This is a genomic window from Nocardia sp. XZ_19_369, from assembly GCF_015355715.1.
GTDB lineage: Bacteria > Actinomycetota > Actinomycetes > Mycobacteriales > Mycobacteriaceae > Nocardia.
In genome coordinates, this window is sequence record NZ_JACVED010000010.1 from 194864 (window position 1) to 218833 (window position 23970).

General features: G+C 66.6%; 23 protein-coding genes. 14 read left to right on the forward strand and 9 right to left on the reverse strand.

The window, feature by feature from the left end:
- The first annotated feature begins 195 nt into the window (after nucleotides 1-195).
- On the forward strand, nucleotides 196-1527 hold the full coding sequence (locus IBX18_RS33780) for an FHA domain-containing protein (RefSeq protein WP_194837530.1): 1332 nt from the start codon (nucleotides 196-198) through the stop codon (nucleotides 1525-1527).
- A 165-nt stretch (nucleotides 1528-1692) separates the two neighbouring features.
- Here the strand turns inward: IBX18_RS33780 and IBX18_RS42470 are convergent, their stop codons facing one another.
- Genes IBX18_RS42470 through IBX18_RS33795 form a run of 3 tightly spaced genes read right to left on the reverse strand, consistent with a single transcriptional unit; the run spans nucleotide 1693 to nucleotide 6229 of the window.
- Nucleotides 1693-4278 carry a protein kinase gene (locus IBX18_RS42470; protein WP_306796531.1) on the reverse strand — a complete coding sequence of 862 codons (2586 nt, stop codon included), beginning with the start codon at nucleotides 4276-4278 and terminating at the stop codon, nucleotides 1693-1695.
- Nucleotides 4275-5114, reverse strand: a complete 840-nt coding sequence (locus tag IBX18_RS33790) for a hypothetical protein (RefSeq protein ID WP_194837531.1) — start codon at nucleotides 5112-5114, stop codon at nucleotides 4275-4277. The genes IBX18_RS42470 and IBX18_RS33790 overlap by 4 nt, the downstream gene beginning before the upstream one ends.
- Nucleotides 5111-6229, reverse strand: coding sequence for a hypothetical protein (locus tag IBX18_RS33795; protein WP_194837532.1), 1119 nt, complete (start codon nucleotides 6227-6229; stop codon nucleotides 5111-5113). Before IBX18_RS33795 ends, IBX18_RS33790 begins: the two co-directional genes overlap by 4 nt.
- A 379-nt stretch (nucleotides 6230-6608) precedes the next feature.
- On the opposite strand from IBX18_RS33795, the gene IBX18_RS33800 reads away from it, so the two are divergent.
- From IBX18_RS33800 to IBX18_RS33815, 4 genes are all read left to right on the forward strand, one after another.
- A complete protein-coding gene (locus tag IBX18_RS33800) occupies nucleotides 6609-8906 on the forward strand; it encodes an FdhF/YdeP family oxidoreductase (protein WP_194837533.1) in 2298 nt (765 codons plus the stop codon).
- Entirely contained in the window at nucleotides 8899-9738 is an 840-nt protein-coding gene (fdhD, locus tag IBX18_RS33805; RefSeq protein ID WP_194837534.1) for a formate dehydrogenase accessory sulfurtransferase FdhD, read from the forward strand. The genes IBX18_RS33800 and fdhD overlap by 8 nt, the downstream gene beginning before the upstream one ends.
- An 80-nt stretch (nucleotides 9739-9818) precedes the next feature.
- Complete coding sequence (locus tag IBX18_RS33810; RefSeq protein WP_194837535.1) at nucleotides 9819-10349, forward strand: hypothetical protein; 531 nt, start codon at nucleotides 9819-9821, stop codon at nucleotides 10347-10349.
- Between the two features lie 112 nt (nucleotides 10350-10461).
- Entirely contained in the window at nucleotides 10462-10977 is a 516-nt protein-coding gene (locus IBX18_RS33815) for a hypothetical protein (RefSeq protein ID WP_194837536.1), read from the forward strand.
- Between the two features lie 191 nt (nucleotides 10978-11168).
- Here the strand turns inward: IBX18_RS33815 and mihF are convergent, their stop codons facing one another.
- Nucleotides 11169-11483, reverse strand: coding sequence for an integration host factor, actinobacterial type (gene mihF, locus IBX18_RS33820; protein ID WP_029895202.1), 315 nt, complete (start codon nucleotides 11481-11483; stop codon nucleotides 11169-11171).
- A 539-nt stretch (nucleotides 11484-12022) separates the two neighbouring features.
- Here mihF and IBX18_RS33825 point away from each other — a divergent pair.
- The 6 genes from IBX18_RS33825 to IBX18_RS33850 all read left to right on the forward strand — a co-directional run bounded on the left by IBX18_RS33825 (nucleotide 12023) and on the right by IBX18_RS33850 (nucleotide 16669).
- Entirely contained in the window at nucleotides 12023-12400 is a 378-nt protein-coding gene (locus tag IBX18_RS33825; RefSeq protein ID WP_135235480.1) for a nuclear transport factor 2 family protein, read from the forward strand.
- Between the two features lie 191 nt (nucleotides 12401-12591).
- Nucleotides 12592-13407 carry a hypothetical protein gene (locus IBX18_RS33830; protein WP_107654784.1) on the forward strand — a complete coding sequence of 272 codons (816 nt, stop codon included), beginning with the start codon at nucleotides 12592-12594 and terminating at the stop codon, nucleotides 13405-13407.
- A 191-nt stretch (nucleotides 13408-13598) separates the two neighbouring features.
- Entirely contained in the window at nucleotides 13599-14198 is a 600-nt protein-coding gene (locus tag IBX18_RS33835) for a DUF3558 domain-containing protein (RefSeq protein ID WP_194837537.1), read from the forward strand.
- Nucleotide 14199: 1 nt separating this feature from the next.
- Entirely contained in the window at nucleotides 14200-14586 is a 387-nt protein-coding gene (locus IBX18_RS33840) for a hypothetical protein (RefSeq protein WP_194837538.1), read from the forward strand.
- Complete coding sequence (locus tag IBX18_RS33845; protein WP_194837539.1) at nucleotides 14583-15887, forward strand: hypothetical protein; 1305 nt, start codon at nucleotides 14583-14585, stop codon at nucleotides 15885-15887. Before IBX18_RS33840 ends, IBX18_RS33845 begins: the two co-directional genes overlap by 4 nt.
- Before the next feature lie 2 nt (nucleotides 15888-15889).
- Nucleotides 15890-16669, forward strand: coding sequence for an ESX secretion-associated protein EspG (locus tag IBX18_RS33850; protein WP_194837540.1), 780 nt, complete (start codon nucleotides 15890-15892; stop codon nucleotides 16667-16669).
- A gap of 4 nt (nucleotides 16670-16673) precedes the next feature.
- Here IBX18_RS33850 and IBX18_RS33855 read toward each other — a convergent pair whose 3' ends face one another.
- Complete coding sequence (locus tag IBX18_RS33855) at nucleotides 16674-17120, reverse strand: DUF4254 domain-containing protein (RefSeq protein ID WP_194837541.1); 447 nt, start codon at nucleotides 17118-17120, stop codon at nucleotides 16674-16676.
- Nucleotides 17121-17822: 702 nt separating this feature from the next.
- On the opposite strand from IBX18_RS33855, the gene IBX18_RS33860 reads away from it, so the two are divergent.
- A complete protein-coding gene (locus IBX18_RS33860) occupies nucleotides 17823-18701 on the forward strand; it encodes a helix-turn-helix transcriptional regulator (RefSeq protein ID WP_194837542.1) in 879 nt (292 codons plus the stop codon).
- Nucleotides 18698-18904, forward strand: a complete 207-nt coding sequence (locus tag IBX18_RS33865) for a DUF397 domain-containing protein (RefSeq protein ID WP_194837543.1) — start codon at nucleotides 18698-18700, stop codon at nucleotides 18902-18904. Before IBX18_RS33860 ends, IBX18_RS33865 begins: the two co-directional genes overlap by 4 nt.
- Nucleotides 18905-18968: 64 nt before the next feature.
- Here IBX18_RS33865 and IBX18_RS33870 read toward each other — a convergent pair whose 3' ends face one another.
- The 4 genes from IBX18_RS33870 to IBX18_RS33885 all read right to left on the reverse strand — a co-directional run bounded on the left by IBX18_RS33870 (nucleotide 18969) and on the right by IBX18_RS33885 (nucleotide 21853).
- A complete protein-coding gene (locus tag IBX18_RS33870) occupies nucleotides 18969-19871 on the reverse strand; it encodes an ADP-ribosylglycohydrolase family protein (protein WP_194837544.1) in 903 nt (300 codons plus the stop codon).
- 186 nt (nucleotides 19872-20057) lie between these two features.
- Complete coding sequence (locus IBX18_RS33875; RefSeq protein ID WP_194837545.1) at nucleotides 20058-20252, reverse strand: hypothetical protein; 195 nt, start codon at nucleotides 20250-20252, stop codon at nucleotides 20058-20060.
- Nucleotides 20253-20692: 440 nt separating this feature from the next.
- A complete protein-coding gene (locus tag IBX18_RS33880) occupies nucleotides 20693-21268 on the reverse strand; it encodes a DinB family protein (RefSeq protein ID WP_194837546.1) in 576 nt (191 codons plus the stop codon).
- A 60-nt stretch (nucleotides 21269-21328) separates the two neighbouring features.
- A complete protein-coding gene (locus tag IBX18_RS33885) occupies nucleotides 21329-21853 on the reverse strand; it encodes a hypothetical protein (protein WP_194837547.1) in 525 nt (174 codons plus the stop codon).
- Between the two features lie 166 nt (nucleotides 21854-22019).
- Between IBX18_RS33885 and IBX18_RS33890 the strand changes: the two genes are divergently transcribed.
- Nucleotides 22020-23720: an alpha/beta fold hydrolase gene (locus tag IBX18_RS33890; protein ID WP_194837548.1), complete on the forward strand. Its 1701-nt coding sequence runs from the start codon at nucleotides 22020-22022 to the stop codon at nucleotides 23718-23720.
- The last annotated feature ends 250 nt before the right edge of the window (nucleotides 23721-23970 follow it).

Genomic DNA, 23970 nt, shown 5'->3' on the forward strand with positions numbered 1-23970 from the left:
GTGGCGTGCCCGCCGCCGACCGACCGACCAGAATCATGGCGGCACTGGCGAATTCAGCGGTCCGCAGATCCTTCCGATCGGTAGCTCCGACGTGCCCGGACGTGGCCCCGCCGCCCCTCGGCGCGCCGATCCACCCCGCGCACACGCTCTATGCTGGCTTCGAATGTCGGTAGTGCGCCGGGAAGGAGGGCGCGGATGCGCAGCAAATCACCCACCGTTGGTATCGCGCAGGGTGACGGCCTTGTCGCGCGCTTCGGTGGCGTCGTCGTCTATCTGGCTGGGGAAACCGCCTCCACGGACCGGATCCTCGGCGCGATCGAGGCGGTCGCGGAGGCGGCGCATCCCGGCGCGGCGCTCGCGCAACGGCTGGCCGCCGTGGTTTTCGGCAGCACGTCCGAGACGCCGCCGTTCGGCGTGGTGGCGCCGACCGACGACGGCACCCTGATCCTGCTGCGCGGACCGGTCTTCGCCGAGATCAGCGGTGCGGAGGGCACCCGGCGGCTGGATGGGTCGCGCGCATTCACCTGGGTGGACGAGATCGTGCGCGAACCGTTGCGCCGGATCACCGTCGGCACCGACATCGGCAAACCGCTGAAAGCGTTGCCGCGCACCGATCTGCGCGCTGGTGTGGTGCCCGGTGGTGGCTTCGTCCTGAATGTCGCGCTCAAGCGTGCGAGCAAAGCGGCCAAGAGCGCTGCGGCACCCCGCCCGTCCGCCAGCGACTCGGCAGCCGAGCCGCCGCCGACCGCCGCCGGATTCGCCGCGACACCCGAACCCACCGGTGCCGATGCGGCGGTCGACGCGTCGCCCGCCACGGTTTCTCCCTCCGATACCGCGGCGGCCGCGAACGTGTCGTCGGTCATCCGGGCAGCGCCGACCGGCCGGGCCCCCTCGGCTACCCGGTCCGGCGCGGCGCAGTCCCCGTCGGCGCCCGCACCCACGTCCACCCGGGCCGCCACCTCCACCACGAGCCAGCCGTCGGAATCGGCGCGGCCACGCATGCGGCCACGGCCGCCGATCGGCAACCGTCCCGCGGCGGACCGTCCACTCGCTTGGTCCCAAACCCACCACCCCGGCCCACGGCCCGAACCTGTTGCGCTGCACAAGACCTCGGCCGACCGCGTGGCCCGCATCGTCCGCCCGGCCGCCGAGCAGGACCAGGCCGTCGGCAACCTGATCCTGGAGAACGGCGCGGCCTATCCCCTGGACCGCCCCTACGTCATCGGCCGCGGCCCGCAGGCCGACGACTCCGTCCGCTCCGCCACCGCCGCGCCCATCGTGATCCAACGCGACCGCCACGTCTCCCGCGTGCACGCCTACGTCTCGGTCGACCGCGGCAAGGTCTTCGTCCGCGACGCCACCGCCACCTCCGGCACCTTCATCGCCCCACCCGGCACCGACCAGTGGACCCGAATCGGCACCTCCCCCACCGAGCTCCGCCCCGGCTGGAGCGTCCGCATCAGCGACCGCGTTATCACCTACCGCGGGACTGACGAGGCGGATGGCGACCGCCGCGAATCCGAGTGACGCACGCGGTGGCGTGAACCATCGCGAATCAGATGCCGTCGCAATTGATTACGGCAACCGGGACAGCTGGCTCCTCGTTGATGGCGAGCACGGCGATCACGATCATCCCGCCGCAGCCTCATCGTCTACGGCGGGCGCAGCGACCCACGACTACCGGCAGCTGACTCAGCGTTGACGACGGGCACGTCGAAGAAAGCGGCGGCGCTTGCCTATTCGGCGTGCACCGAAGGACGCTGCCAGGCCTGCGGCGGCAGCTAGGGCGGCGGAGCCTGCGGTGGTGGCTATTTGCGGTGGGTGGCCGAGGAGGATCCAGGCACCGCCGACGAGGGCGACGGCGAGCAGGGCGGCACTGATGATCAGGCCGACACTGTTGGCGAATCCACCGCGGCCCCTGCGTAAGCGGCGCATGTTCGACTCTAGGTAGGCGAGGGAGAACAGGGCGAGCAGGGCGACGCTCGCGGCGGTGACGGTGGTTGCCGGGCGCTGGACAGCCTGCATTTCGACTCGCTCGGTGGCGATTTCGCTGTTGTTCCGCAGCAGGACGAGCTCCCCGGTGAGGTGCCCGGCCATCACGTACTGATTGACCGGCGCGGGCAGCATGGCCCCTGGCTCACCCGGTACGAACGGCACGACTTCGCCGACGAGTGGCACACCGAGCACCGTCACCTTCAGCGAAGCGGCGTCCGCATCGATCTCGTTGACGCGCAACGGGATCGGCTTCGTCAGATCGACTTCGACAGGTGTCGTGGCCGGATCGACCCCACCGAGGGTGACCGCACCCGGCGCCAAGTCACCACCGATCGATGACTGACCGAACCCCGAGACCACCAGCGCCACTGCCGCAATCGCGAGGACCGCGGCAAGGGCGAACGGTACCCGCGGCGATTCGAAGGTGACGACCTCCTGGATGAGCACCAGGTCCCGTCGATCGATCTCGGCCAGCCGTGCCCCGTTGTCGGGCATCGGCTGCAATGGCCGCACCCGAGTCACCGGCCCACGAAACGGCATCGCGCCCTGCGCCTGTGCCGCAGGCTCTACCGGTGGCCGAGCCCCAGCCGGAGGGAACGCACCTGAAGGCCGACCGCCCATTGGATGACCGCCCACCGGTCGCGGACCAGTCGGCGGCCGCGGACCAGCCTCGGGCCGCGATCCGGCCGGATACCACTGCACGGTTGGCGGAGCACTCCCCGCCGACCCGGCCGTCGACCGCGGCGGCTCACTCTCCCGCGCAGGCCCGAACGGCGGCGCCACCCCGGATCCCTCGGGTGGCGCAGCGGATTTCGATGCCCCGCCAGGAAACCACGGCGTGGTCGGCGGGGCAGCACCGAATGGCTGATCCGTCGCCAGCGACTCCGTGTCCGACGACGCCGACGATATATCTCGCTCCGAAGGTGCGCCCGACGCGGCCGATCCCGATGGAGCTGTCGGCTCCCGCGCCCCGCTGGGCATTGCCGGTCGAAACGGCGGCGGGGTTCGATAGGTATCCGGAGGCACGTTATCGCCCGGGAGTGGGCCGGTCCTGCCAAAGGATGAGCCGGTTCCGCCGGAGGGCGAGCTGGTTCGACCAGAGACCGGGCCAGCTCCTCCAGAGGGCGAGCCGGCTCCTCCAGAGGGTGAGCCGGTTCCGCCGGAGGGTGAGCCGGTTCCGCCGGAGGTCGGGCCAGTTCCACCTGAGGGCGACCCGGTTGATCCAACAGCTCCGCCAGCCTCGCCAGTTCCACTGGGGGACAGCGCTGTTCCGCCCGCCGGATACGGTTGGGCACCAGGTCGCGGCCCCGGGGTGACCGGCGGTGTGCGGCGGTGACCGCCCGCACCACGACTCGACATCCGCCCACTTCCGGTGGCGGCAGCAACAATCGTGTCCGCGCCGATCACCGGAATACCCACGGGCGTAAGCCAATCCTCGCCCCAGCAGTAGGCTGCGGGCTGAGCGAGAGCGATACCGAAGGACTCCGCAGTGTCGAACCGATCCGCGGGATCGGTTGCCAACCCACGCATCACCACCGCGGCGATCGGTTCCGGCACGCTCGGAGCGACGGCACTCAGCGGGGTCGGCTCATCGAAGGCATGCGCGAACAACATGGCCAGCGGTCCGTCACCCGGCGGAAACGGCAACACCCCCGACAGCAACTGATAGAGCATCGTCGCCAGCGCATACACATCCGTGGCGGGTGAAAGTTGTTGCCCCCGCGCCTGCTCCGGCGCGATGTAGGACGGCGTGCCGATGATGTCGCCCGCCTTGGTCACCCACGTCTCGTCGCCACCGACGATCTTGGCGATACCGAAGTCGGTGAGCTTGATCGCCCCGCCGGCCCCGAACATCAGATTCGCCGGCTTCACATCACGGTGCAGCACCCGATGCCGGTGTGCGGCGGCCAATCCCGCCGCGCAGGACAGCGCGATCGCAACGGCGGTCGCGGAATCGTAACCGTCCGTGGCGAATCGCTCGCCCACCGTGCCGCCCGGCAGATACTCCATCACCAGCAGGCAGAGCTCACCGTGCTCCAGATAGTCGAAAACCCGCACCACATGCGGATGGTCGATCGCCGCGAGCACTCGAGCCTCCGCGACGAACCGGCGGCGGACCTGCTCGTCGTGCGCGAACTGCGGCGGGATCTGCTTGATCGCGACCGGCCTGCCCAGCCTGCGATGCGTGCCCGCAAGAACCACCCCGCATCCGCCACGGCCGAGTTCGGCGCCGATGTCGTAGGCGGGCAAGGCAGCCCGCACCAGCTCGTCCTGCTCGGTCACGACGCCGATCCTTCGGCAGGCAGGCGGTAGGCGACGGCATCGGCGATCTCATCGGTATCAGCGTCGGCATCCACGTCGTCGTCCTCGTCCGGTTCCGGCGTCGGCGACGCGTAGCCGAGCAGGAAAGCTACGGCCGCCGTCGTTCCCGCGAACGCCAGCCACAAACTGGTATCCGGCACCCACCATCGCGCCACCGACGCGGTGAACGCGAACACCAGCCCGATCCCGAGCCCCGGAGCGAGCAACCGCAGCCCGCGCTGCCAGCGGTTGGCCGAAAGCCGGTGCCGGGCAATGGCCAACGCGGCGTCGGCAATGGCCAGCGCGGTCAATACAGCCAGCGCGATCCCGAACAACCCGTACACCGACCACAACGATCCGCGCACATCGGTGACCAAGGGAATCTCGGCCACCGCCGTTCCGCTCGCGCCGTACACCGCGAGTTCACCGCCGATCAGCCCGGTCGCCTGTCCGGCGAGCCCACGCAACTCCAGCCGATACCGCAGCGACTCGGATTTCCCTGGCGCAATGGTCAATTCGACGGCGGTGGAGTACGAGAAGAAGCTCAACCCGAGCACCCGCCCCGCGAGGTCGACGTGCCGGATCTCCAGCGGCGCACTCGTATTGTTGGTCAACTCGATCGCGACCCGGATCGTGCTGTCCGGCTCGAGCCGCAACGGCTGCTCCACCGAGGTCCCCGCGATATCGCGCCCATCGAAGTTCGCGGACATGTCGACCCCGTCGGGCTTCGCACCCGCCTGCGCCGCGGGCCACAGCAGCGCGATCAGCAACAGCACCGGCCAGACAACTGCCCGAATGCCTTGGAAACCACCGCTCATTCGCCCCTCCGCGCGGGTAGATGCGACACGAGGCGATGGCAGTAGTACCACCCGCCGAGCACCAGGAAGAACAGAATCACGGTCAGCGTCGACGTCCCCGACCCGACGCTGCCGACCAGCACCACATCCAACGGTGCCGCCAGGGTGCGCCCGCACTTCGCGGTCACCTGATGCCTGCCGACGTCCATCGCACCGGTGGCCAACGACACCTCGAACGCACCGTCCACCCCGGCCACGGTCTTACCCACGGCGACATCGCCGATGGCGACATCGACCGGCACCCCCGGCTCACAGCCGTGACCGCTGGCCGTGACACCGACCCCGGGGCCGACCGCCGAAGGTGTGAGATCCATTGCGGCAGGCGGCAATCGAGGAGGCGGCGGGGGCGACGGCTCGGGCGCGGGCGGCACAACCGCCGGGGTGCGCACCGGATTCCGCGGCGGCGCAACAACATTCGGCGTAGTCGGCGGGTCGACGACTTCAGGAGGCGGGGGCGGTGGGGGTGGCGGCGGTGGAATCAAAACCTCGGGCAGCGGCGGGATCACCACCTCCGGCGGTGTGATCGGCGGCGTGGTGACCTCCGGCGGCGTGGTCGGCGGCGTCGTAATATCCGGCGGCCTCGGCCTATTCGACGGCGGCACCGGCGGACAGGTCGGCCCATCGGACCCACCGCATGGATCGGGCGGCCGATGCGGCGGCACCGCTCGGCCGGGTGAAACGGGCCCGTCCTGGGCCCCACTGCCATCCTGCGGTGGCGGTGCGTCCCGGCCGCCGCTGCCATCCTGGCCAGGAGCGGGCGCACCCGTCCCATCCCTGGTCCCACCGCCATCATCCGGCGGCGGCGGTAGCGGACTCGACGGCTGCCGCACCGGAACCACCGCCGGCGGCCGATCACCCGGCTCGACGCCGTCGTCTACCCCGCTATCCAGCAGCGCGGGCGTGGAACGCCCGACGAAGCCGTCCCACGGTCCCGATATCGGTGACAGCCGTTGCGCGTCCTCGACCACCGCTGTCGAATTCGAATCCCCGACTGCGAGCGCCCCTGGCGACCCGGCCAGCACACCCCCACACAGAATGGCGCCCAACAGCACCCGACCCGCGCGCCTCTGTCCCACCTGCCGACGCGCTGCGCCGGCACGCGAAGCACCTGGTGCCAGCGTCCCCATCGGCCATGCTCTCGCTAGGCATACCGCCGCCCGCGCGCCGACCCTGCCCGGCGCGCTGACGGACTCTGTACGACCGCGCCCATCGTGCGTGCGATCCCTAGCATCGTAAGGCCGTGTGCGCCAACGCGGAGCCAACTCCGACGAGCCGACCTCGGGGATTGCCCGCGTACGTACGTTCAAGATCTGGGGACGCACGCGGACTCCGCACGCCCGTTATGGTCAGCGCGGGCAACCAGCGTGTTCCGCACCCGCATCGCCGCGAGTGCATACCATCGAAGTAGCTGGTCCCCTGCCCGACTCAGACACCGCGAAGAGGACAATACGAACTATGCACCGTAACGGTCCGACCGAGGACATCGACGAGTCCGCCCTGAGCGTGACCGCGCCGAAAGAGCAGGCTGCGGGTGTCACCGCGGTCGCGGTGTCGTTGCAGCGTGCGGTCGGCGAGATGGGCGTGATTCGCACCGCTCGCACCCTCGCGCGGGTCAATCAGGTGCACGGTTTCGACTGCCCCGGCTGTGCCTGGCCGGAGCCGACCGGTCATCGCCGCCCGGCCGAGTTCTGTGAGAACGGTGCGAAGGCGGTCGCCGAGGAGGCGACGCTGCGCACGGTCACCCCGGAGTTCTTCGCGGCGCACTCGATCGACGAGCTGGCGGACAAGTCGGGGTACTGGCTCGGCCAGCAGGGCAGGCTGACCCATCCGATGGTGCTGCGCCCCGGCGACACCCACTATTCCCGCATCGCCTGGGACGACGCCTACCGGATCGTCGCGGATCACCTGGGCGCCTTGGCTTCTCCGGACGAGGCCGTCTTCTACACCTCCGGCCGCACCAGCAACGAAACCGCGTTCCTCTATCAACTGCTGGTCCGTAGTTTCGGCACCAACAATCTGCCAGACTGTTCGAACATGTGCCACGAGTCCTCGGGCGCCGCGCTGACCAGCTCGATCGGCATCGGCAAGGGCTCGGTCTCGATCGACGACTTCGCCGCCGCGGATCTGATCGTCGTCGCGGGCCAGAACCCGGGCACCAATCATCCACGCATGCTCAGCGCGCTGGCGAACGCCAAAACCGAAGGCGCCAAGATCATTGCGATCAACCCGCTGCCGGAGACCGGCCTGCTCGGCTTCCGTGACCCGCAGACGGTCAAGGGTTTCACCACCGGCGTCTCCATCGCCGACCACTTCCTGCAGATCCGCCTCGGCGGCGACATGGCGTTGTTCCAGGCCCTCGGCAGGCTGCTGTTCGAGGCCGAGGACCGCGCGCCGGGCACGGTGGTGGACCGGGAGTTCGTCGACGAGCATTGCGCCGGCTTCGCCGAGTACGAAAAGCAGGTTCGCGCGGTCGATTTCGACACCGTGCTGGCGGCGACGGGCCTGACCCAGGCCGAATTGGACCGCACCGCACAGCAAATGGCCGAGGCGAAGAGCATCATCATCTGCTGGGCCATGGGCCTCACCCAGCAGGCGCACGGCGTCGCCACCATCGAGGAGGCGACGAACCTGCTGCTGCTGCGCGGGATGATCGGCAAGCCGGGCGCGGGTGTCTGCCCGGTGCGCGGGCATTCGAATGTGCAGGGCGACCGCACCATGGGCATCTGGGAGAAGATGCCGGACGCGTTCCTCGACGCGCTGGACCAGGAATTCGGCATCACCAGTCCGCGTGAGCACGGCCTCGACACGGTCGACGCCATCCGCGCCATGCGGGACGGGCGTACGTCGGTGTTCGTCGGCATGGGCGGCAACTTCGTCTCGGCCACACCGGATACCGCGGTGACCGAGGCCGCGTTGCGCAATTGCGCACTGACCGTGCAGATTTCCACCAAACTGAATCGCAGTCATGTCGTGCACGGCCAGACCGCGCTGATCCTGCCCACCCTCGGCCGCACCGATCAGGATCTGCGCGACGGCCGCAAACAGCAGGTGTCGGTGGAGGATTCGATGTCGATGGTGCACTTGTCGACCGGGCGGCTCACGCCGGTGAGCAAGCACCTGCGCAGCGAGGTCGCCATCGTCTGCGATCTCGCGCTGACCCTGTTCGGCGCGGACCACCCGGTCCCGTGGGCAAAGTTCCGGCGCGACTACGACACCATTCGCGACGCGATCTCCCGGGTCGTGCCCGGCTGTGCCGACTACAACACGCGGGTCCGCGCCCGCAACGGCTTCGTGCTACCGCACCCGCCCCGGGACAGCCGCGAATTCCGCACCAGCACCGGCAAAGCCAACTTCGCGGTGAACGAGCTCAGCTGGACCCCGGTCCCCGAGGGCAGGCTGATCCTGCAGACGCTGCGCAGCCACGACCAGTACAACACCACCATCTACGGCCTGGACGACCGCTACCGCGGCGTGCACGGCGGTCGCAAGGTGGTGCTCGTGCACCCCGAGGACATCACCGCGCTCGGTTTCGCGGAAGACGAACTCGTCGATGTGATTTCGGAGTGGACCGACGGTACCGAGCGCAGCGTCAAGGGTTTCCGGCTCGTCGCGTACCCGACCCCGCGCGGTAATGCCGCGGCTTACTATCCCGAGACGAATCCCCTTGTCCCCCTTGACCATGTCGCGGCACGGTCGAACACCCCGGTGTCCAAGTCGGTCACCATCAGATTCGAGCGGACCACTGATGAGTAGAGTCACCGCCCGCCGCAGAACGCGCCGGATCTCCCCGTCGGGTGAGATCCAGCGCCCCGACACGCTCGCCGTGGAAGAGCCGCTGGAGATCCGGATCGGCGGCCAATCCCTGGCCGTCACCATGCGAACCCCCGGTAACGATGTCGACCTGGTGCACGGATTCCTGTTGAGCGAGGGCATGATCGGCGTCGCCGAGGAGATCACGGCGGCCCGCTACTGCACGGGCACCGACGACGACGGCCGCCAAACCTACAACGTCCTCGACCTCACTCTGCGCACCGCTGTGCCGGTGCGTACCCGCAGTTTCCTGTCCACCGGCGCGTGTGGGCTGTGCGGCAAGACCGCGCTCGACGAGGTCCGCACGCTCTCCCGGTATCCGATCGCCGAGGGCGGACCGGTGGTGGACACCCAGGTGCTCGCGGGAATGCCGGATACGTTGCGCAGCAAGCAATCCCTGTTCGAGGCGACCGGCGGTCTGCACGCGGCCGGGCTGTTCGCGCCGGACGGCACCGCGCTCGCGGTGCGCGAGGATATCGGCAGGCACAACGCCGTGGACAAGGTGATCGGCTGGGCGCTGCGCCAAAACCGCGTCCCCGCACGGGATCTGGTGCTCATCGTCAGCGGTCGCGCCTCCTTCGAGCTGGTGCAGAAGGCGGTGATGGCGGGCATCGGGTTGCTCGGCGCCGTCTCCGCCCCCAGTTCACTGGCCGTCGATCTCGCGGCGGAGGCGGGGCTGACGCTGGCCGGTTTCCTGCGTGGCGAGACGATGAACGTCTACACCCACGGGGGCCGGATCACCGCCTCGCCGAACAGGAAACCGCGGCTGGCCTGATCACCCCTTGCCCGGGCCGGACGTCCGCTTTACCGTGACAGCACGTAGTCGGAGCAGTTCGGGCGGGAACGGAGAGACCGATGCGGTTCTCAGTGGAAGGCACCCAGGAGGGCCTACGCGTCCGGATGCGGTTCGAACAGCACCGCCGTCGTCTCCTGGCCACCCGGATCGTCTTGGCAGTCCTTGCCGTACAGGGTGCCGTCATCGGCCTGTGGGCGACCTTCGCGCCGCACTCCTGGTACACCAGCTTTCCCGGCTTCGGCATGCAGTGGATCTCCCCCGACGGCCCGTTCAACCATCATCTGGCGGCCGACGTCGGTGCCTTCTTCCTGGCGCTCACCGCGGTGACCATCGGTGCGCTGGTCCTCAACAGCACCGCGGCGGCGCGTCTGGCGGGCCTCGGCTGGCTGACCTTCAGCCTGCCGCACTTCGTCTATCACGCCTTTCACCAGCCTGCCGAGATGAACACCGCCAGCCTCATCGTCAGCCTCGTTGCCGCAGCCCTGCTGATCGCTCTCGGCCTCGCCTGCCTGGTCCTACCGCCGCGCGGTGATATCCCGATGACCGATCCCGCACCGGTCCACGTGCGGTTTCCGCGGCGCCGCCGCTGAGCCACGCCAACCCCAGCTCGCCCGTCGTGGATTGCGACAGCCGAGTGGGGGTATTGCCGTCGAGCACTGCTTCACCCAGGTCTTCCAACGAGCCAAGGAGAAGGAGTTCACGATGGCACTCTCTCGCAACATCGCGGCGCTGGCCATGGTCCTCGCAGCCGCCGCCGCCCCGCTGGCCGTCGGCAGTCAAGCGGCAGCCGAATCGATGAACGCCTCGTGTGGCGGCGGCACGGTCTACTACGACACCGATCCGATCGGCTTCCAATCAATGCCGATCAACGCCGGAGTCCGTGGCAACCTTTCGGGCTGTCAGGGCACACCCACGCACGATGCCACGATCGACGCGCAGTTCACCGGTGCCGCGAGCTGCATGGATATCAACGGTCAGGTCGATGGCACGGTGACGTGGTCCAACGGTGAGGTCAGCGCCGTGTCCGGCCCGTTCCACGTGCCCGGCGGCTTCGGCGCTCCGGCGACCAACACGCTGACTATCGAGAGCGGCCCCGGCGCGGGCGGGCAGATCGTCATGGATCTGGGACCGGTCAACGGCGCCACCCTGGCCGTGGCCTGCGCCATGGGTCAAGCCCAGCACGGCGAGCTGCCGATTCTCGGGCTCCGCATCGTCTGATCGATCGACCTGTTCGACCGACGACAACGCCCCACAACCCGTCTAGGCGCTGTGGGGCGTTTGCATTGTCTGTGCGGCTGGGGGCTGAGCTACGCCGTCCGGACCGCGAGCAGGCGGTCCTTCGCGAGGCAGAGCCGCGCCACCGACGTGAGTATTCGTTCCCCGGTTAGATCAACCGCGAACTGTTGCTGTCAGTCCTTCAGTGCATCGAGCAGCGCCGCACGCTGACGTGCGCCGAGCCCGCCGATCCGACGATCCTCCGGGATCTCCGCCTGATCCATCAGCTTGGCAGCCTTCACCGGTCCGACGCCGGGCAGAGCCTTGATCACCGCGGCGACCTTCGTCTTCTTGACCAGCTCATCAGAGTCGGCCTTCTTCAGCAGGTCGGCGACCGAAACCTTGCCCGCCTTCACCTTGCCGATCAGTTCGGAGCGCGCCTTGCGGACCGCTGCCGCTTTGGCCAACGCTTCAGTGCGCTGCTCCGCGGTCATGGTAGGCAGTGCCATGTCTCCTCCGCTTCCACTCGTCACTCGAACATCTGGTTGACCGGACCGAGTAAACAGCACTTCACCGGCAGCGCAAGGTCGACACACCGGGATCGGTTCGGCGGAGTTAGCGATGAGTTTCCTGGCTTCGCGCCGCCGAACGCAGTAATCAGCGGGCAAAAAGGACGAAAACCGCCCCCGGTCCGCTGACCGGATCAAATGCGTCCAACCGGTAACGCCGCGCCCGGTCAGCGCGACAGAATTAACGAAAGCATCAGCGCGGGATAAAGGTTCAACGGCGAGCCACGGGGGATCAACGACGATCCCCGGCACCGGGCGCGAACGGATTTTCCGGTCGTCACCGTGTCCTATTGCGAGGATGCTGACAACAGCACAGCGGAAACGGGGGCAGGTAACTTTCGGGGGGACTCCCCACGGCCCGAGCCACATCGATCGCCGTGGACAGCGCAACGAGAGCGCGGAACCGATCCTTGACCGCCCCCGCCGCTGTGCTGCTACGCTGCCGAACTAGAACAGGTTCCAATTCGGCAGGAGTTCCGATGGCCAAGCAGATCCGCGACGTGGTCGAGCAGTACGTGAAACTGGTCGGTTCCGGACCGACCGAGGCCGTCGTCGAGCTCTACGCCCCCGACGCGACCGTCGAGGATCCCGTCGGCACCCCCGTTCGGCACGGGCACGCCGCCATCCGGGAGTTCTACGACGTGCTCGCCGCACTCGACCGGGAGACCGAACTGCGGCCCGAGACCATCCGCATCGCGGGCAACGAGGCGGCGTTCATGTTCACCGTCGTCACCCGGGTCGGCGGTCAGCGCTTCACCCTCTCGCCCATCGACGTGATGGAATTCGACGACGAGGGCAAGATCGTGCGCATGCGCGCCTTCTGGAGTCAGGAAGACATGGCGATCGAACCCGAGTGACTCGCCGGGTTTTTCGGCGCAGATAGCGCTTCAGCGTGTCCTCGGCGCGCGGAATCGACTATGAAGAGTAGGTGTCGATGCCTCCTGTCCGCTACCCTCGCAGCGAGCTACTACCCAGCTCCCGGTGATCGGGCAGCCCGGCATCTCCCGATTTGTCGAGTTCCGTTCCGCCCATCCACTTTTGGAGCCGCATGCCCGAGGAACACCCCTTCGACGATGTCGCGCAGTTGGCCAGGCGGGTCGAGCGGGCCCGCGGCCGGCTGGCCTACCAGTTCGATCCCGCGCTCACCGAGGCCCTGGCCGAGGACGAGCTGGAGGCCGAGCGTGAACTGGCCGAACGCATCCGCACCCAGGACCGCGGGCAGCGCTGGAAGTACGCCGAAGCCGTCTCCGCCGCCGCCGACCGCGCCAGGCAGACCAAAGAAGCCATCGAAAAGGCCGACATCCGCGACCTGCTGATGGCGCGCAAAGCCATTGCCGCCCAGCGCCGCGAATCCAGCCCGCACGCCCAGCTCGCCTCGCTCTACCGGCATCGCGCCTGGTCGCTGCGCGCGCTCGCGGGCGTGGTGATCGCGGGCATGCTCTGGTCGGCGGTCAACGTGCAGCACAACATCGCACCCGACGGCATCACCGACCCGTTGTACTGGTTCAGCTACCTGGTCGAGGCGATGATCAGCGTCTGCCTGGTCATCATCATGATCGGCACCACCAAACTCTCCGAGTGGGGCGTGCTGAACAGCCGCCGTCAGGTCGTCTCCGCCGAAATCGTGCTGCTCGCACTGACTGTCGGGCTGAACACCTACCCGCACGTCAAGGACGCACGGTGGTTCGACGCCGGCGTGCACGCGGTCGCACCGATGATGATCGGTGTCGCGCTGCTGACGCACAATGCGGCGAGTGCGCGATACAGCCAAGCGATCACCCGGGCCACCGAGCACATCCGCGAGAATCCTGATCGGCCGCGGCCGATGCACGACAGCACCCTGCTCGGCGCGACTCGCGGGTAATTGTCAGGGAGACGGCGGTAGGGGGACCGCCGTGCCTGGTCGCTGTGTGAAGTACTGACCGGCTGCCCGAATCGGCCCGTGTTGTTGCGGGTCGTGCGGGGTCGGCGGTACGGTTTGCGCAGGTAACGGGGGTGGGCACCGGGACGTATCCACCTCGGATGGATTTCAGGCACCGGCGGTTAGGGGAACGGATGACCAGCAGGGGGAACAGGCTGCGGGGGATCGCGCTGGTTGTGGGTGTCGGGTTGGTGTTGGCGGGGTGTGAGAAGTCGACGGATGGGGTGCCTACTAGTAGTGGGCAGAGTTCGGTGAGTTCTACTGCGAAGCGTTCGGGTTCCACGGATGTGGATGCTGCGATCTGGGATCCGTGTACTCAACTCCCCGACGATGCGGTGCGAGCTGGCGGCCTCAGCCCCGATACGCGTAGCAAAGACGTCTCCGGCGTTGACCCGACAGGCTGGAAGGTTTGCGGCTGGCGATCCTCAGCCCGCTGGTACACCCTGGGTGTGCTTTCCGGAGCGGTCGCCTTGGACCAGTTTCGCGCGCGGCCCGAGTACGAAGCATTTACACCCGTGACCGTCGCTGGTCGTTCGGCGCTGCGGTTCCTGGACGTCGGCGACGATAAACGCCTCGATTGCGGTGTGGCGGTTGAAGTGCAGCAGGGGCAGGCGAAGGGAACGGTAACCTTCTACGTCATCACTCGCGCCTCCGTCGGAAAGCTCGGCGAGCCATGCGACGAAGCGTTGCGGCACGCCAACGAATTCGCAAAGTTCCTGCCTGGAGGAAACTGACATGGTCGCCGAGGGTGTGTCTGAGTGGCAGAACCTGTTGGATCGGGCCAATGCCGGTGAATTAGCGCTGAGCCCGGATGTCGGTAGGGAACTCGATGCCAAATGCGAGGCGTATCTCGAGGGTCTCGATGACGTCCGAGCCATGACGAAGTTCACGATTCTCGTCGGTGGATTCGGGACCATGCCATCCGGCCCCATCCTCGAGCAGAAATTCCAGGTAAAGGGCAAGGGCGAGAACTCGATCGACGCATCGATCCAAACCCACATCGAAGAAGTCCAGCTGATGCGCCAGGTCTTCGCCAAAGCCATCGCGAACTATCAAGCGGTCGATGAGGCTACGGCTGTCAACATCGCCGCGCTCGACGTCCCGGGGAAGGGCGGCTCATGAGTCAGGACGACTACCGAGCCCGCATCATTGCTGCTCAGCAACAATGGAACGACGAGCGCACCGCCATCTACTCCCACAGCAGCCGTCTGGCACGAGACTTGGAGCAGGGCTACGATCCGCCGTCGATCACTAACCCTGGCGAGGACCTGTTCGTCATCGAGACCGGTACGTTGAACGACCTGGTCAGCAGAGTCGAAGCGATGAAACCCGGTCAGGCGTGGGAATCCTCCCAGATGTGGCAGAACACCAGTACAGCGTTCCGGGAGAAGTCGCGCGCATTCGGTGACGCGATCAAGGCGACAGTCGCCAACGGGTGGGAAGGCCAAGCCGCTGACCGAGCGGTCCAATCGGTCAACAAGTACGTCGACCAGTCGCAACAGCTCACCCTCGCAACCGAACTCATCTCGGTGAAGCTCAACGAGCTCTACACCGGTCTCCATCAAACGCAGGCGCTGATGCCTCGCGCCGGCGACAGCAGCCCCGACCTCCGAGGCAAGAAACTGCCCAGCGAAGGTGTGCTGAAGGTCGACGACCACAACCAGACCGAGGCAACCGCGGAGGCGCGGCGGGTGCTGCGCACGGTGTACTGGCAGGTCGCGAACCAGACCGACAATGGTGTTCCGGTGGTGCCGAACTCGCCGACGCTGGTGAACAATCCGGATCAATCGGTGTCTCCCCCGTCGACTTCCTCCGGCCCGACGACATCCTCCGCCACAGGCGATCCGTCGAAGCAGGAAGATCCGACGTCGGCCGAGAACCAGGCCGCGGATCCGAAGCAGGATCCGAACTCGTCCACCCAGCCCGCCGGCCAGAACTCGCAGACCAACCCGGCCGGCACGACGACACCGCAATCCACCACGCAGGCAACAAATCCCACGTCGCCTTCAAGTACCACTCCGGCCGGCACGCCGAACCCGAACACTCCGAGCACCACAACGACTCCAGGGACTCCGGTACCCAACCGCAGCACCTCGCCAGGTAGCCCGGCAACTACGCGTTCGCCGGGCAGCCCTGGAAGTCCCGGCACCCCAAGCACTCCCGGCACGCCCGCCCCGGGACGCAGTATCCCGGGCAGCCCTCAGCAGCCCGGGACCGTGGCCCCAGCGGCCGCCCGCACCGGGACAAGTACCGGCGCCGCCGGACGTCCCGGAATGAGCGGTATGCCGATGGCTGGTGCCGCCGGTAAGCAGGACGACGAGGAAAACACCCACCAGACCAAGGACTACTTGATCCGAGATTGGTCCGAAGAACTCCTCGGCGAACCGACCAAAGCTGTTCCCCCGGTGATCGGGGAAAACTGAGCGTGCGCAGTTGGAGATTCACCGGCCAGGAATTCGACATCCTCTGGTCGGCTTACGATCGCGATCGCCTGCCCTACCCGCTGGCCTTCCGCCCCACCACCGCCGTCGACTGGGACGACCTTGTGCGGCAACGAGAGTCGGCGGTCGAGGCGCTGCTCGGCCAGTATTCGGAGAATCTGGAACTCGCCTTGTCGACGTTGCTGGAGCCCGAAGCACGCGTCGAATCCAAGGGTTTCGGCGGTTCGGGTCTCACCGCGGTGTTCCGATTCCACGGCGCGGTCCGAAACGGTTCCGGCGCCACCCTTGTTCAGCTGCCCGGCCCGGCCGAAGACACTGGCGGTGACGTGATCATGGGCTTGTGCGCACCGAGCGAGGTGGCCACGGCAGCGGTGTCGGCACTGCCGAAGGCCCAGGCAGGCAAGCAACCTGCGGTCAGTTTTCGCAGGGACGAGATCGCCGCGGACCGTCAGCGCTACTCCCGTCGCGCGAACGAGGTCAGCATCAACGATCAACTCAACCGCATGTTCAAACGCGATCGCACGGCAGTCGGCGAGATCACCGTATTTCCTGGCCCCGCAATGGATTCCAGACCGACCACGGACGGCCGAGGATTCCTCTGGACCGACTACGCCGACGACGGTCGCTACTACATCAAATCCGGCGACCCGATCGTCGCCACTCCCATGAGCCCCACCTCGATGACCAACGAAATAGCCCGCCTGCTCGACCTGACCCGCCGCTACTACCGCATGGAAAACGAGCAGACCAAAGCCACGTGGTGAACGGCTACGGTCCGCCCGGTAGGCGTCTGCGTCCAGCACACACCTCAGCGGCCAAATCGTCATAACCGACGGCTAATTCGGCGAGTTGTTCCCAAGCATCACCCAGCTCCCACTGCGATGCACTCGCCAAGGCCGCGAAGGCGCACGCGGTGAACTGGGCAAGACGGTCGATCACGGCTCCGACAGTCTCGGTATGGATGTACGCGGCACCGTGCGAAGGCGGTAGTTGCAGGGTGACCCAGCGATCGATGTCGCGCACCAATCTTGCGCGCCGCACGTCGATTTGATCGATATGCCTGCGGTCGGCAATGGTTTCCCGGGCGGCATACAACCGTTGTTCGTGTAGGTCCGATAGCTCGCGCGCCAAGCGCAGGAGCGGATGGTCCACCGATTGATCGCCCCGACAGGCTTGCAGCAGTTGATGTTTCGGCGGCAATGGATCGGTCAGCATCGAGGGTTCCTTGGGGCACAGGAGCGCAACGCGGCGAGGACGGTCAGCCCGGAAGGACGAAAGGTATCCCGAGGCGGAACTACCCAATGACGGTGACCGGTTCGGGTGTCGATGGGTGCAGGGAGCGCGATTTCGGCGCCCGGCGGCACCAGGGTGACATTGAGGCGCAGCAATTCCGCGGAGAGGGACAAGTCGTTCGGCAGGTCGGGTCGGCAGAGGAACGTCCACCGCCTGGACCGCAAGTGAGACACGATCGGCCCGAGGCTGTTTCGGCGATGCACCATGTCGTCACGGACGCGCTGACCGAGCAGTGCAGGCATCGTGACCGCCCCGACGATGCCCGCTCGCAGAACTATTCGGCCGACCTCCGGGCGAATACTCACCGGTAGGCCACACGTGCGCCGGTAATAGGCGCAGCGAGAAGCTGGTGTGTCAGCGAACATCAGGTTGTCCATCAAAGGCCTCGACTCGCATCGCCGTTTCAAGGGTGCGCCCGGCCGACAACGAAACTGTTAGGTTTGAGGTGGACTCCCTAACCGCGTCGACCGGGCGCACATCAACAAAACACCTGCCAAGGTGGCGATGTGTGCGGCTTCGGGCGGCCCGAATGAACTCCCCCGAATCCCCAGCAAACCTCCCGCGGCAGTTGCCATGATCTACCCGATGCGGGTCGAACGGCCCGCCCGAAGTGGGGAGGACTTCATGCCGGAAACCGGATCTACTCTGCCGCGAAGGCAACTCGGTCGGTATCTCATCGAATGGCGCACACGTGCGGGGCTGAGCCAACAGAAGGCTGCGGAACTCCTGGAGATCGGTTCGAGCAGCCTCCAACGCCTGGAGCGTGGGCTGAACGGCCGAGTCCATGTGCGCGACATCCAGGCAGCATGCGATCTATACGGGATTCCGGACGACCTTGCCGGATTCTTGGTCCTCCTTGCCCGCCAGTCGAGTGCAAAGACGTGGTGGTATCAAGTGACGGACCGCGCACCGATTCACTTCAATGGCTACGTCAAGTTGGAGGCATCCGCACTGGAGCTGAAAACCTTCCAGCCACAGCTCATTCCTGGCCTGCTACAGACTGAAGACTACGTTTGTGCACTGTTCGCCAGCTATCCGGACGAGACTGTGAGCGAGCATGAAGGTTGGATCCAGCTCAAGCGGCAGCGGCAAAACAACGTGACGCGCAAGCTCAGGCCATTGACTCTCTCCGCCGTGGTGGGTGAAGCCGCGCTGCGCCGTGTGGCGGGAAGTACGCAGGTTATGGCCGCACAGCTGCGCCACCTTGCCGACATGTCCACTCGGCCGAACGTCAGCATCCGAGTGCTGCCCTTCAGTGCTGGGTTTCCCCGTGGAGCGGGCAACGGTTCTTTTGTGATCCTGGAATTCGGGACCACGGCAACCGGCATGCCGACCGAGCCCACAGTGGTCTACCTGGAGGGAATCATCGGCAACATGTACCTCGAGGAGCCAACAGACGTCGCGGAATACCACAAGTTGCACGCCGCCATCGAGCATGCGGCGTTGGATGCGGTTGCGAGTAGGAATTTGATCCGCCAGATAGCAAGAGAGCATTCTGCGTGAACGTCCACCTATCCTGCTCTACAGGTAGTGAACTGCTGTCAGCTAGTAAGGACAGCGGAGGGATTACCTACCTCTCTGCTGGCACGGTCGGTGTCCGAGACTCCAAGAACCCCAACAGTTCCGCCCTGACCTTAACTCCTGGCGAGTGGAACGCTTTCACCACCGCAGTCGTCGATGGGGAGTTCAACCACCCCCAGCTCTGAACGCGTCCAGTGACCAGCCCTCGGATCGGCTTACTGAAATATCCGAGGGCGCTTCACATTTGCGTCACTCTGTCACCCAAGCGGGCAGCGGCTCCCGCGCCGCCAACCAGTCCTCCGGCACCCCGCGCATCTCCCCTCGCCGCCCCACCCCCGTGTGCGCCGCCACAATCCCCCCAACGATCGCGGCCGTAGTGTCCGCATCCCCACCGGCCGCCACACACGCGGTAACAGCCCCCGGATAGTCATCGAGAAAGCTGGCGGCCACCCACAACGTGAACGGCACCGTGTCCTGCGCGCTGACCTCCGCACCATTCCCGAGCTCATACGCCGCTTCGCCCACCGACCGCCCCAACAGCTTCCGCGCGCGCCGCACACCATCCGCCGTCCGCCCGTCAACCAGATACGGCTCGACCACGTCCAGCAATTCGCTTGGCGCACAACCCTTCCCACGAGTCATTGCAGCATAACCGGCCGCGACCGCAACTACCATCGCCCCCACGATCGCCTCCGGATGCCGATGCGTAACCTCCGCGGACAACGCCGCCTCCCCCGCCGCACGATCCAAATCTTCAGCGAAGTACACCCCCAGCGGAGCCACCCGCATCGCAGCCCCATTCCCCCAAGACCCGCGCCCCCCGAAACCGGCCCCCGCCGCTTCCCGCCACGGCCGCCCATCCCGAATCTCATGCAGCACAACAACTGTGCCCCCACCGTAACCCCGATAAGGCTCACAACGATCGGCGAACACCGCCGCAAGCGCATCCTGATCAACCCGCCCATGGCGACAAACTTCCGAATACACCGAACAAGCCATCTCGGTATCGTCAGTCCACTCCCACGGCCCCGCCGGCGGTCGCCCGGCAATCAATTCACTGACAGACCGACCAGGCACAAAGAACTGCGCACCCAGCGCATCACCAACAGACAAACCCTCCAGGCTGTCCCGAATACAATCAAAATCCGGCATGCTGCCGCAATAGTGCCAACCCCAACCACCCCACCGCAACTCTGCACCACCATCAGTGCGGTCCACACCCACTTATCAACCCTGGCCGCTGGTCGGATGATCACGAGGAACTGGTGTCGGCATCGACCGAGGTGCAGCGCAGTCACCTTTGCAACACAGACAACGCGGCGGGTCCGAACGGTATGACTAGCAACGGGTTACGAATACTCGGCCGTTCGCTGGTTTGTCCTGTGGCACGATCGAGGCCGCGCCCTTGACGGCCTCCGTGCCCGGTGCGGCGAGCACGACATAGCCGACGGAAGCCACTGCCAGCAGCGCGGTGCCGACTGCGAACGGACCGCCACGCTTGTCGCCACGAGTATCCGGTGACTTCCGTTCCATCGATCCTTCGTTACCCAACGCAGAACCTCTCCTTTCACGGGACGAGCTCCAAGCAGCCGTCGATCGGGTGGGCGGCTGCCACGATCGGGAGCGCCGGCGACACGTACCGCCGACCCGCTACCCCTCGTGTTCGTGCGAGTCGCGGCGGTCCGGAACGCGTTCGGGCACCACGAGCAAGAACCGCGGCACTCGGACGCCGCGGCGGAAACCGACGACGCCACCTATTCGTTGCCGACGCGCAGACGGATGGATCGAATTCGATCGCATGGTTGTTCGGCGGCGGTGCGCCACTGCGGAAGCCATCCGCGACAGGCAGGTTCCGCAGTGGGCCCACCTTGTTCACCTGTCGGCAGTGGCGGGGGATGACGGCTGCTGGAAACGGACCGGACCTGGTAGGTCTACTTCTCTTGCTGCCTGCGCACCATTTCGGTGATCCGTAGTTATCCGGTGGCGGTTTTAGTGTGGAGGTAGAGGTCGCGTAGCAGGCAGACCTCGGACAGGTGATGGATCAGTTCGCGGTGGATGTGCAGCACGAGAGCGGCCATGGGCAGCTCCGGGTAAGGCTCCTTCTCGCCGACCGGAACGCCGAGTCCGTCGGCACCGAGGCTGCGCACTCCGGTCAACCAGGTGTCGAGCTGGGTTTCGAGTTGGTCGAGCGCGGTGGTCGCGGTGCCCGCGTATTCCCAGGTTTCGTAGGACGCCGCCGGTGCGCCGAAGTGTGCCGCGTTGCGGGCGGCGAGCACGCCGACGATGACGTGACCGAGTTGCCAGGCGATCGTGGTGAACGGTGCGGGGATCGGCTCGGGGAAGGCGTAGTCGATCGTGAAATCTCCGGCACCGGCTTGTACGGGCGCCGTCGAGGTGCCGCGCGGTCGCACGCTCCACGCGTTCGGGACCGGTGACCAGAAGTACTCGTCATCGGTGAGGCCTTCGAGCCGGGCGCGGATCTGATGATTCCAGTGGAACTCCCACTGCTCGCGCAGCGTCTGGTTCCAGTCGAGTTCGTCTGCGTTCATGGCGCAATCCTGACAGCGTTAGCGGACAGGATCGGTCCGCAATATGCAGTGTCGGCACATCTACGGGTTCAAGGATCGCGGACTGTACCGCCACGACCTGCCGGGACTGATGTCCGCCGGTTTCCCCACGCCCAACGATTTCCGGACCTCGCCGATGAACCGGTCTCGACACTCCTGCTGGTGTCGACGCGCGACGTGCCATGTTTCGTCCGGTGGGACAGGGCCGTTGAACGCCACGGTCATCGCGTCGACATCCGCGAAATGTAATTGCTCGGCGGCGGCAACGACCTCGCGCGGAGCGATCAGACGCAGTCTGGAGAGGCTCGTCATCGCGCGCCTGCAGGCGGCGTCGGAACTGTCCTTCTGCTCGACCAGTCCGGCGTGGTCGTCCGCCGCACGCAGTTCCAGCGTCCGCGGCGAGCGCGTGGCGAAGCTTGCCTCCACGTACTCCACATAGGCCTCCACCAGGGAGTCTCGCAGCCAGCGCCGATGTTCACGTCGACCCGTGACGTACAGCGTTCCGAACGACAGGATCGCCGCCAAGGTGGCGGCAATCGCACTGAGGATTGACGGAAGCTGTTCCATGGGGACCCTGCTGTCGGTCGAAACCGTTGCACTACAGCGTAATGCGAGTGTCGGGTTCTCGGAATTGCCAGCCGACGCGACGATCACACGGGAGTCCTATCGGACGCGATCCAGGCTCATCTCTGATTAGACTGGCGCCCGGCCCATTGGGGTGGAGGGGGATACCATGCGCCGAACGCGGCGACCTGTCATCGTGCTGCCGTTGCTGGCGGTTGTCCTGTCGGTCGCGGCCGGGCACGCCTCGGCGGACAGCGACTCGTACAATCTCGAATTCGCACCGGCGCCAGCACGTTTCACCGAATACCCCACTGGCGCACCAGAGATCCCCGCGGAGATCGCCAACCAGCGCTTGGACTGGAAGCCGTGCATCGAGGCGGGGCTGATCGCCGCCGCGAACGGCAATCCGGAGGCCGGTGTTCGCGCTCCCTTGCTCGACGGGCTCGATTGCGCGACGGTCCGCACCCCACTGGATTGGACGCAACCCGACGCCGGTCCGGTTGCGACGTTCGAGATCTCACGATTGCCCGCCCGACAGCCAGCAGCCCGACCACGTCAGTTGCTGACCAGCCCGGGCGGTCCGGGGGCCGGTTCGTTGATCAACCCGGCCGAGTGGGCGGCCGCGATTCCCGAACTGCTGGACACCTATGACCTGCTGGGTTTCGATCCGCGCGGCACCCGCCTGTCCAGCACCGACCAGGTTTGCGACGCAAACGTTTCGGGCGATCCGCTGCTCCTCGGCACTGGCCGAAACGACCGCACCGACGTGCTGGACTTCTCGACGGAATCGGTGCGACTCCAGCTGGGGCAGGCCCGCGATTGGGTCCACTCATGCGTCGATCGCACCCCGGCCGGTACCGCCGGAACCATCACCTACTGGCAGACCGTCCGGGACCTGGACCTGGTACGCGAACTCTTGGGCACCCCGACCTGGAGCTACCTCGGCGTTTCCCAGGGCACCCTGCTCGGAGCCGAACTGGCCCGAACCTTCCCCGATCGCCTCGACCGCGTGGTCCTCGACTCGGTAGTCGACCCGACCGTGTCCAGCGCGGCAGCCTACGCCGAACGAGTCCTGCGCCAGCAGAACGTGATCGAGCAGCGGTTCGCACCGTGGCTCGCCGCACGCGGCACAGTATTCGGCGACAACACCGACGCAGTTCTCACGGCGCTGCGAAAGCTGCGCGCCGACCTCACCGCGCACCCGATCCCACTGCCGTTCGATCGAACCTTCAGCGGCAACGACCTCAACACTCTCTTCTTCGGCGTCGACAACAGCCCCTATGAGGCGCTGGAACGCAAACTACTGACCTTGCGCACCTCGGTCGACAATCCCACGCCTGCCGCACAGCTCAACGCCGCCATGGCATTTCGGATCCCGCGACTGCTGGAGGAGCTCGCCCAGGACGTCTTGGCCGCCGGTTCACGCGTCGGTTGGTGGACCGCTCGCAACTGCAATATCGGCGCATGGAGCCACGACCTCGACCACATCGTCGACACCGCACGACAACTCGCCACTCGCGCACCGTTGACCTACCTCGGCATGAACTTCACCGTCGCGTGCGCGTTCTGGCCCGAATCCCACACCGGCACAAGTCCGCTGGGCTACGACAAGATCGGCTCCGCGGTGCTCATCGCCAACGAGAAGGACCCGGTGACGCCGATCTCGGGAGCCCGCGCCGTCCGCGCGCTGATCCCCACCGCACGGCTGATCACCGTGGTCGGCACACCCGGTCACCTCGTGCTGCCGCAACGACCCAAGGGATTTCCCGCGGCGATCCCCGGCACCAGTTCGTGCGCCCGCACCATCGCGGTGGACTATCTCGTCCACGGACGAATCCCCGAATCCGACACACCGTGCCAGCCGGGCTGACAGTCCCCTGGACATGAAACTGCCCCAAGGTTGCCGTCGAAGCCAACCTCGGGGCAGGGATCGCACGAACCGCGGATGCCTGCAGGTGTTGTCACCCGCGACCCTTTACCTACCGGAGGAAACCGGAGCGCCCACCACGCCGCCGACACAGTCGGAACCCGCGATATCCGCGGCAGCGAGGGACACCGAAAGAAACCCCACAACCACTACATCGCCCCTCCCCCACAATCCGTTAACAAAATCTATCGGT

What these genes read in the sequence shown, in the direction of transcription:
- IBX18_RS33800 (WP_194837533.1), top strand. Translation starts at nt 6,609, where the DNA reads ATGCACCGTAACGGTCCGACCGAGGACATCGACGAGTCCGCCCTGAGC.
- IBX18_RS33860 (WP_194837542.1), top strand. Translation starts at nt 17,823, where the DNA reads ATGCCGGAAACCGGATCTACTCTGCCGCGAAGGCAACTCGGTCGGTAT.
- IBX18_RS33890 (WP_194837548.1), top strand. Translation starts at nt 22,020, where the DNA reads ATGCGCCGAACGCGGCGACCTGTCATCGTGCTGCCGTTGCTGGCGGTT.
- IBX18_RS33875 (WP_194837545.1), bottom strand. Translation starts at nt 20,252, where the DNA reads ATGGAACGGAAGTCACCGGATACTCGTGGCGACAAGCGTGGCGGTCCG.
- IBX18_RS33835 (WP_194837537.1), top strand. Translation starts at nt 13,599, where the DNA reads ATGACCAGCAGGGGGAACAGGCTGCGGGGGATCGCGCTGGTTGTGGGT.
- IBX18_RS33825 (WP_135235480.1), top strand. Translation starts at nt 12,023, where the DNA reads ATGGCCAAGCAGATCCGCGACGTGGTCGAGCAGTACGTGAAACTGGTC.
- IBX18_RS33815 (WP_194837536.1), top strand. Translation starts at nt 10,462, where the DNA reads ATGGCACTCTCTCGCAACATCGCGGCGCTGGCCATGGTCCTCGCAGCC.
- IBX18_RS33880 (WP_194837546.1), bottom strand. Translation starts at nt 21,268, where the DNA reads ATGAACGCAGACGAACTCGACTGGAACCAGACGCTGCGCGAGCAGTGG.
- fdhD (WP_194837534.1), top strand. Translation starts at nt 8,899, where the DNA reads ATGAGTAGAGTCACCGCCCGCCGCAGAACGCGCCGGATCTCCCCGTCG.
- IBX18_RS33830 (WP_107654784.1), top strand. Translation starts at nt 12,592, where the DNA reads ATGCCCGAGGAACACCCCTTCGACGATGTCGCGCAGTTGGCCAGGCGG.
- IBX18_RS33810 (WP_194837535.1), top strand. Translation starts at nt 9,819, where the DNA reads ATGCGGTTCTCAGTGGAAGGCACCCAGGAGGGCCTACGCGTCCGGATG.
- IBX18_RS33855 (WP_194837541.1), bottom strand. Translation starts at nt 17,120, where the DNA reads ATGCTGACCGATCCATTGCCGCCGAAACATCAACTGCTGCAAGCCTGT.
- IBX18_RS33885 (WP_194837547.1), bottom strand. Translation starts at nt 21,853, where the DNA reads ATGGAACAGCTTCCGTCAATCCTCAGTGCGATTGCCGCCACCTTGGCG.
- IBX18_RS33845 (WP_194837539.1), top strand. Translation starts at nt 14,583, where the DNA reads ATGAGTCAGGACGACTACCGAGCCCGCATCATTGCTGCTCAGCAACAA.
- IBX18_RS33780 (WP_194837530.1), top strand. Translation starts at nt 196, where the DNA reads ATGCGCAGCAAATCACCCACCGTTGGTATCGCGCAGGGTGACGGCCTT.
- IBX18_RS33840 (WP_194837538.1), top strand. Translation starts at nt 14,200, where the DNA reads ATGGTCGCCGAGGGTGTGTCTGAGTGGCAGAACCTGTTGGATCGGGCC.
- IBX18_RS33790 (WP_194837531.1), bottom strand. Translation starts at nt 5,114, where the DNA reads ATGAGCGGTGGTTTCCAAGGCATTCGGGCAGTTGTCTGGCCGGTGCTG.
- mihF (WP_029895202.1), bottom strand. Translation starts at nt 11,483, where the DNA reads ATGGCACTGCCTACCATGACCGCGGAGCAGCGCACTGAAGCGTTGGCC.
- IBX18_RS33870 (WP_194837544.1), bottom strand. Translation starts at nt 19,871, where the DNA reads ATGCCGGATTTTGATTGTATTCGGGACAGCCTGGAGGGTTTGTCTGTT.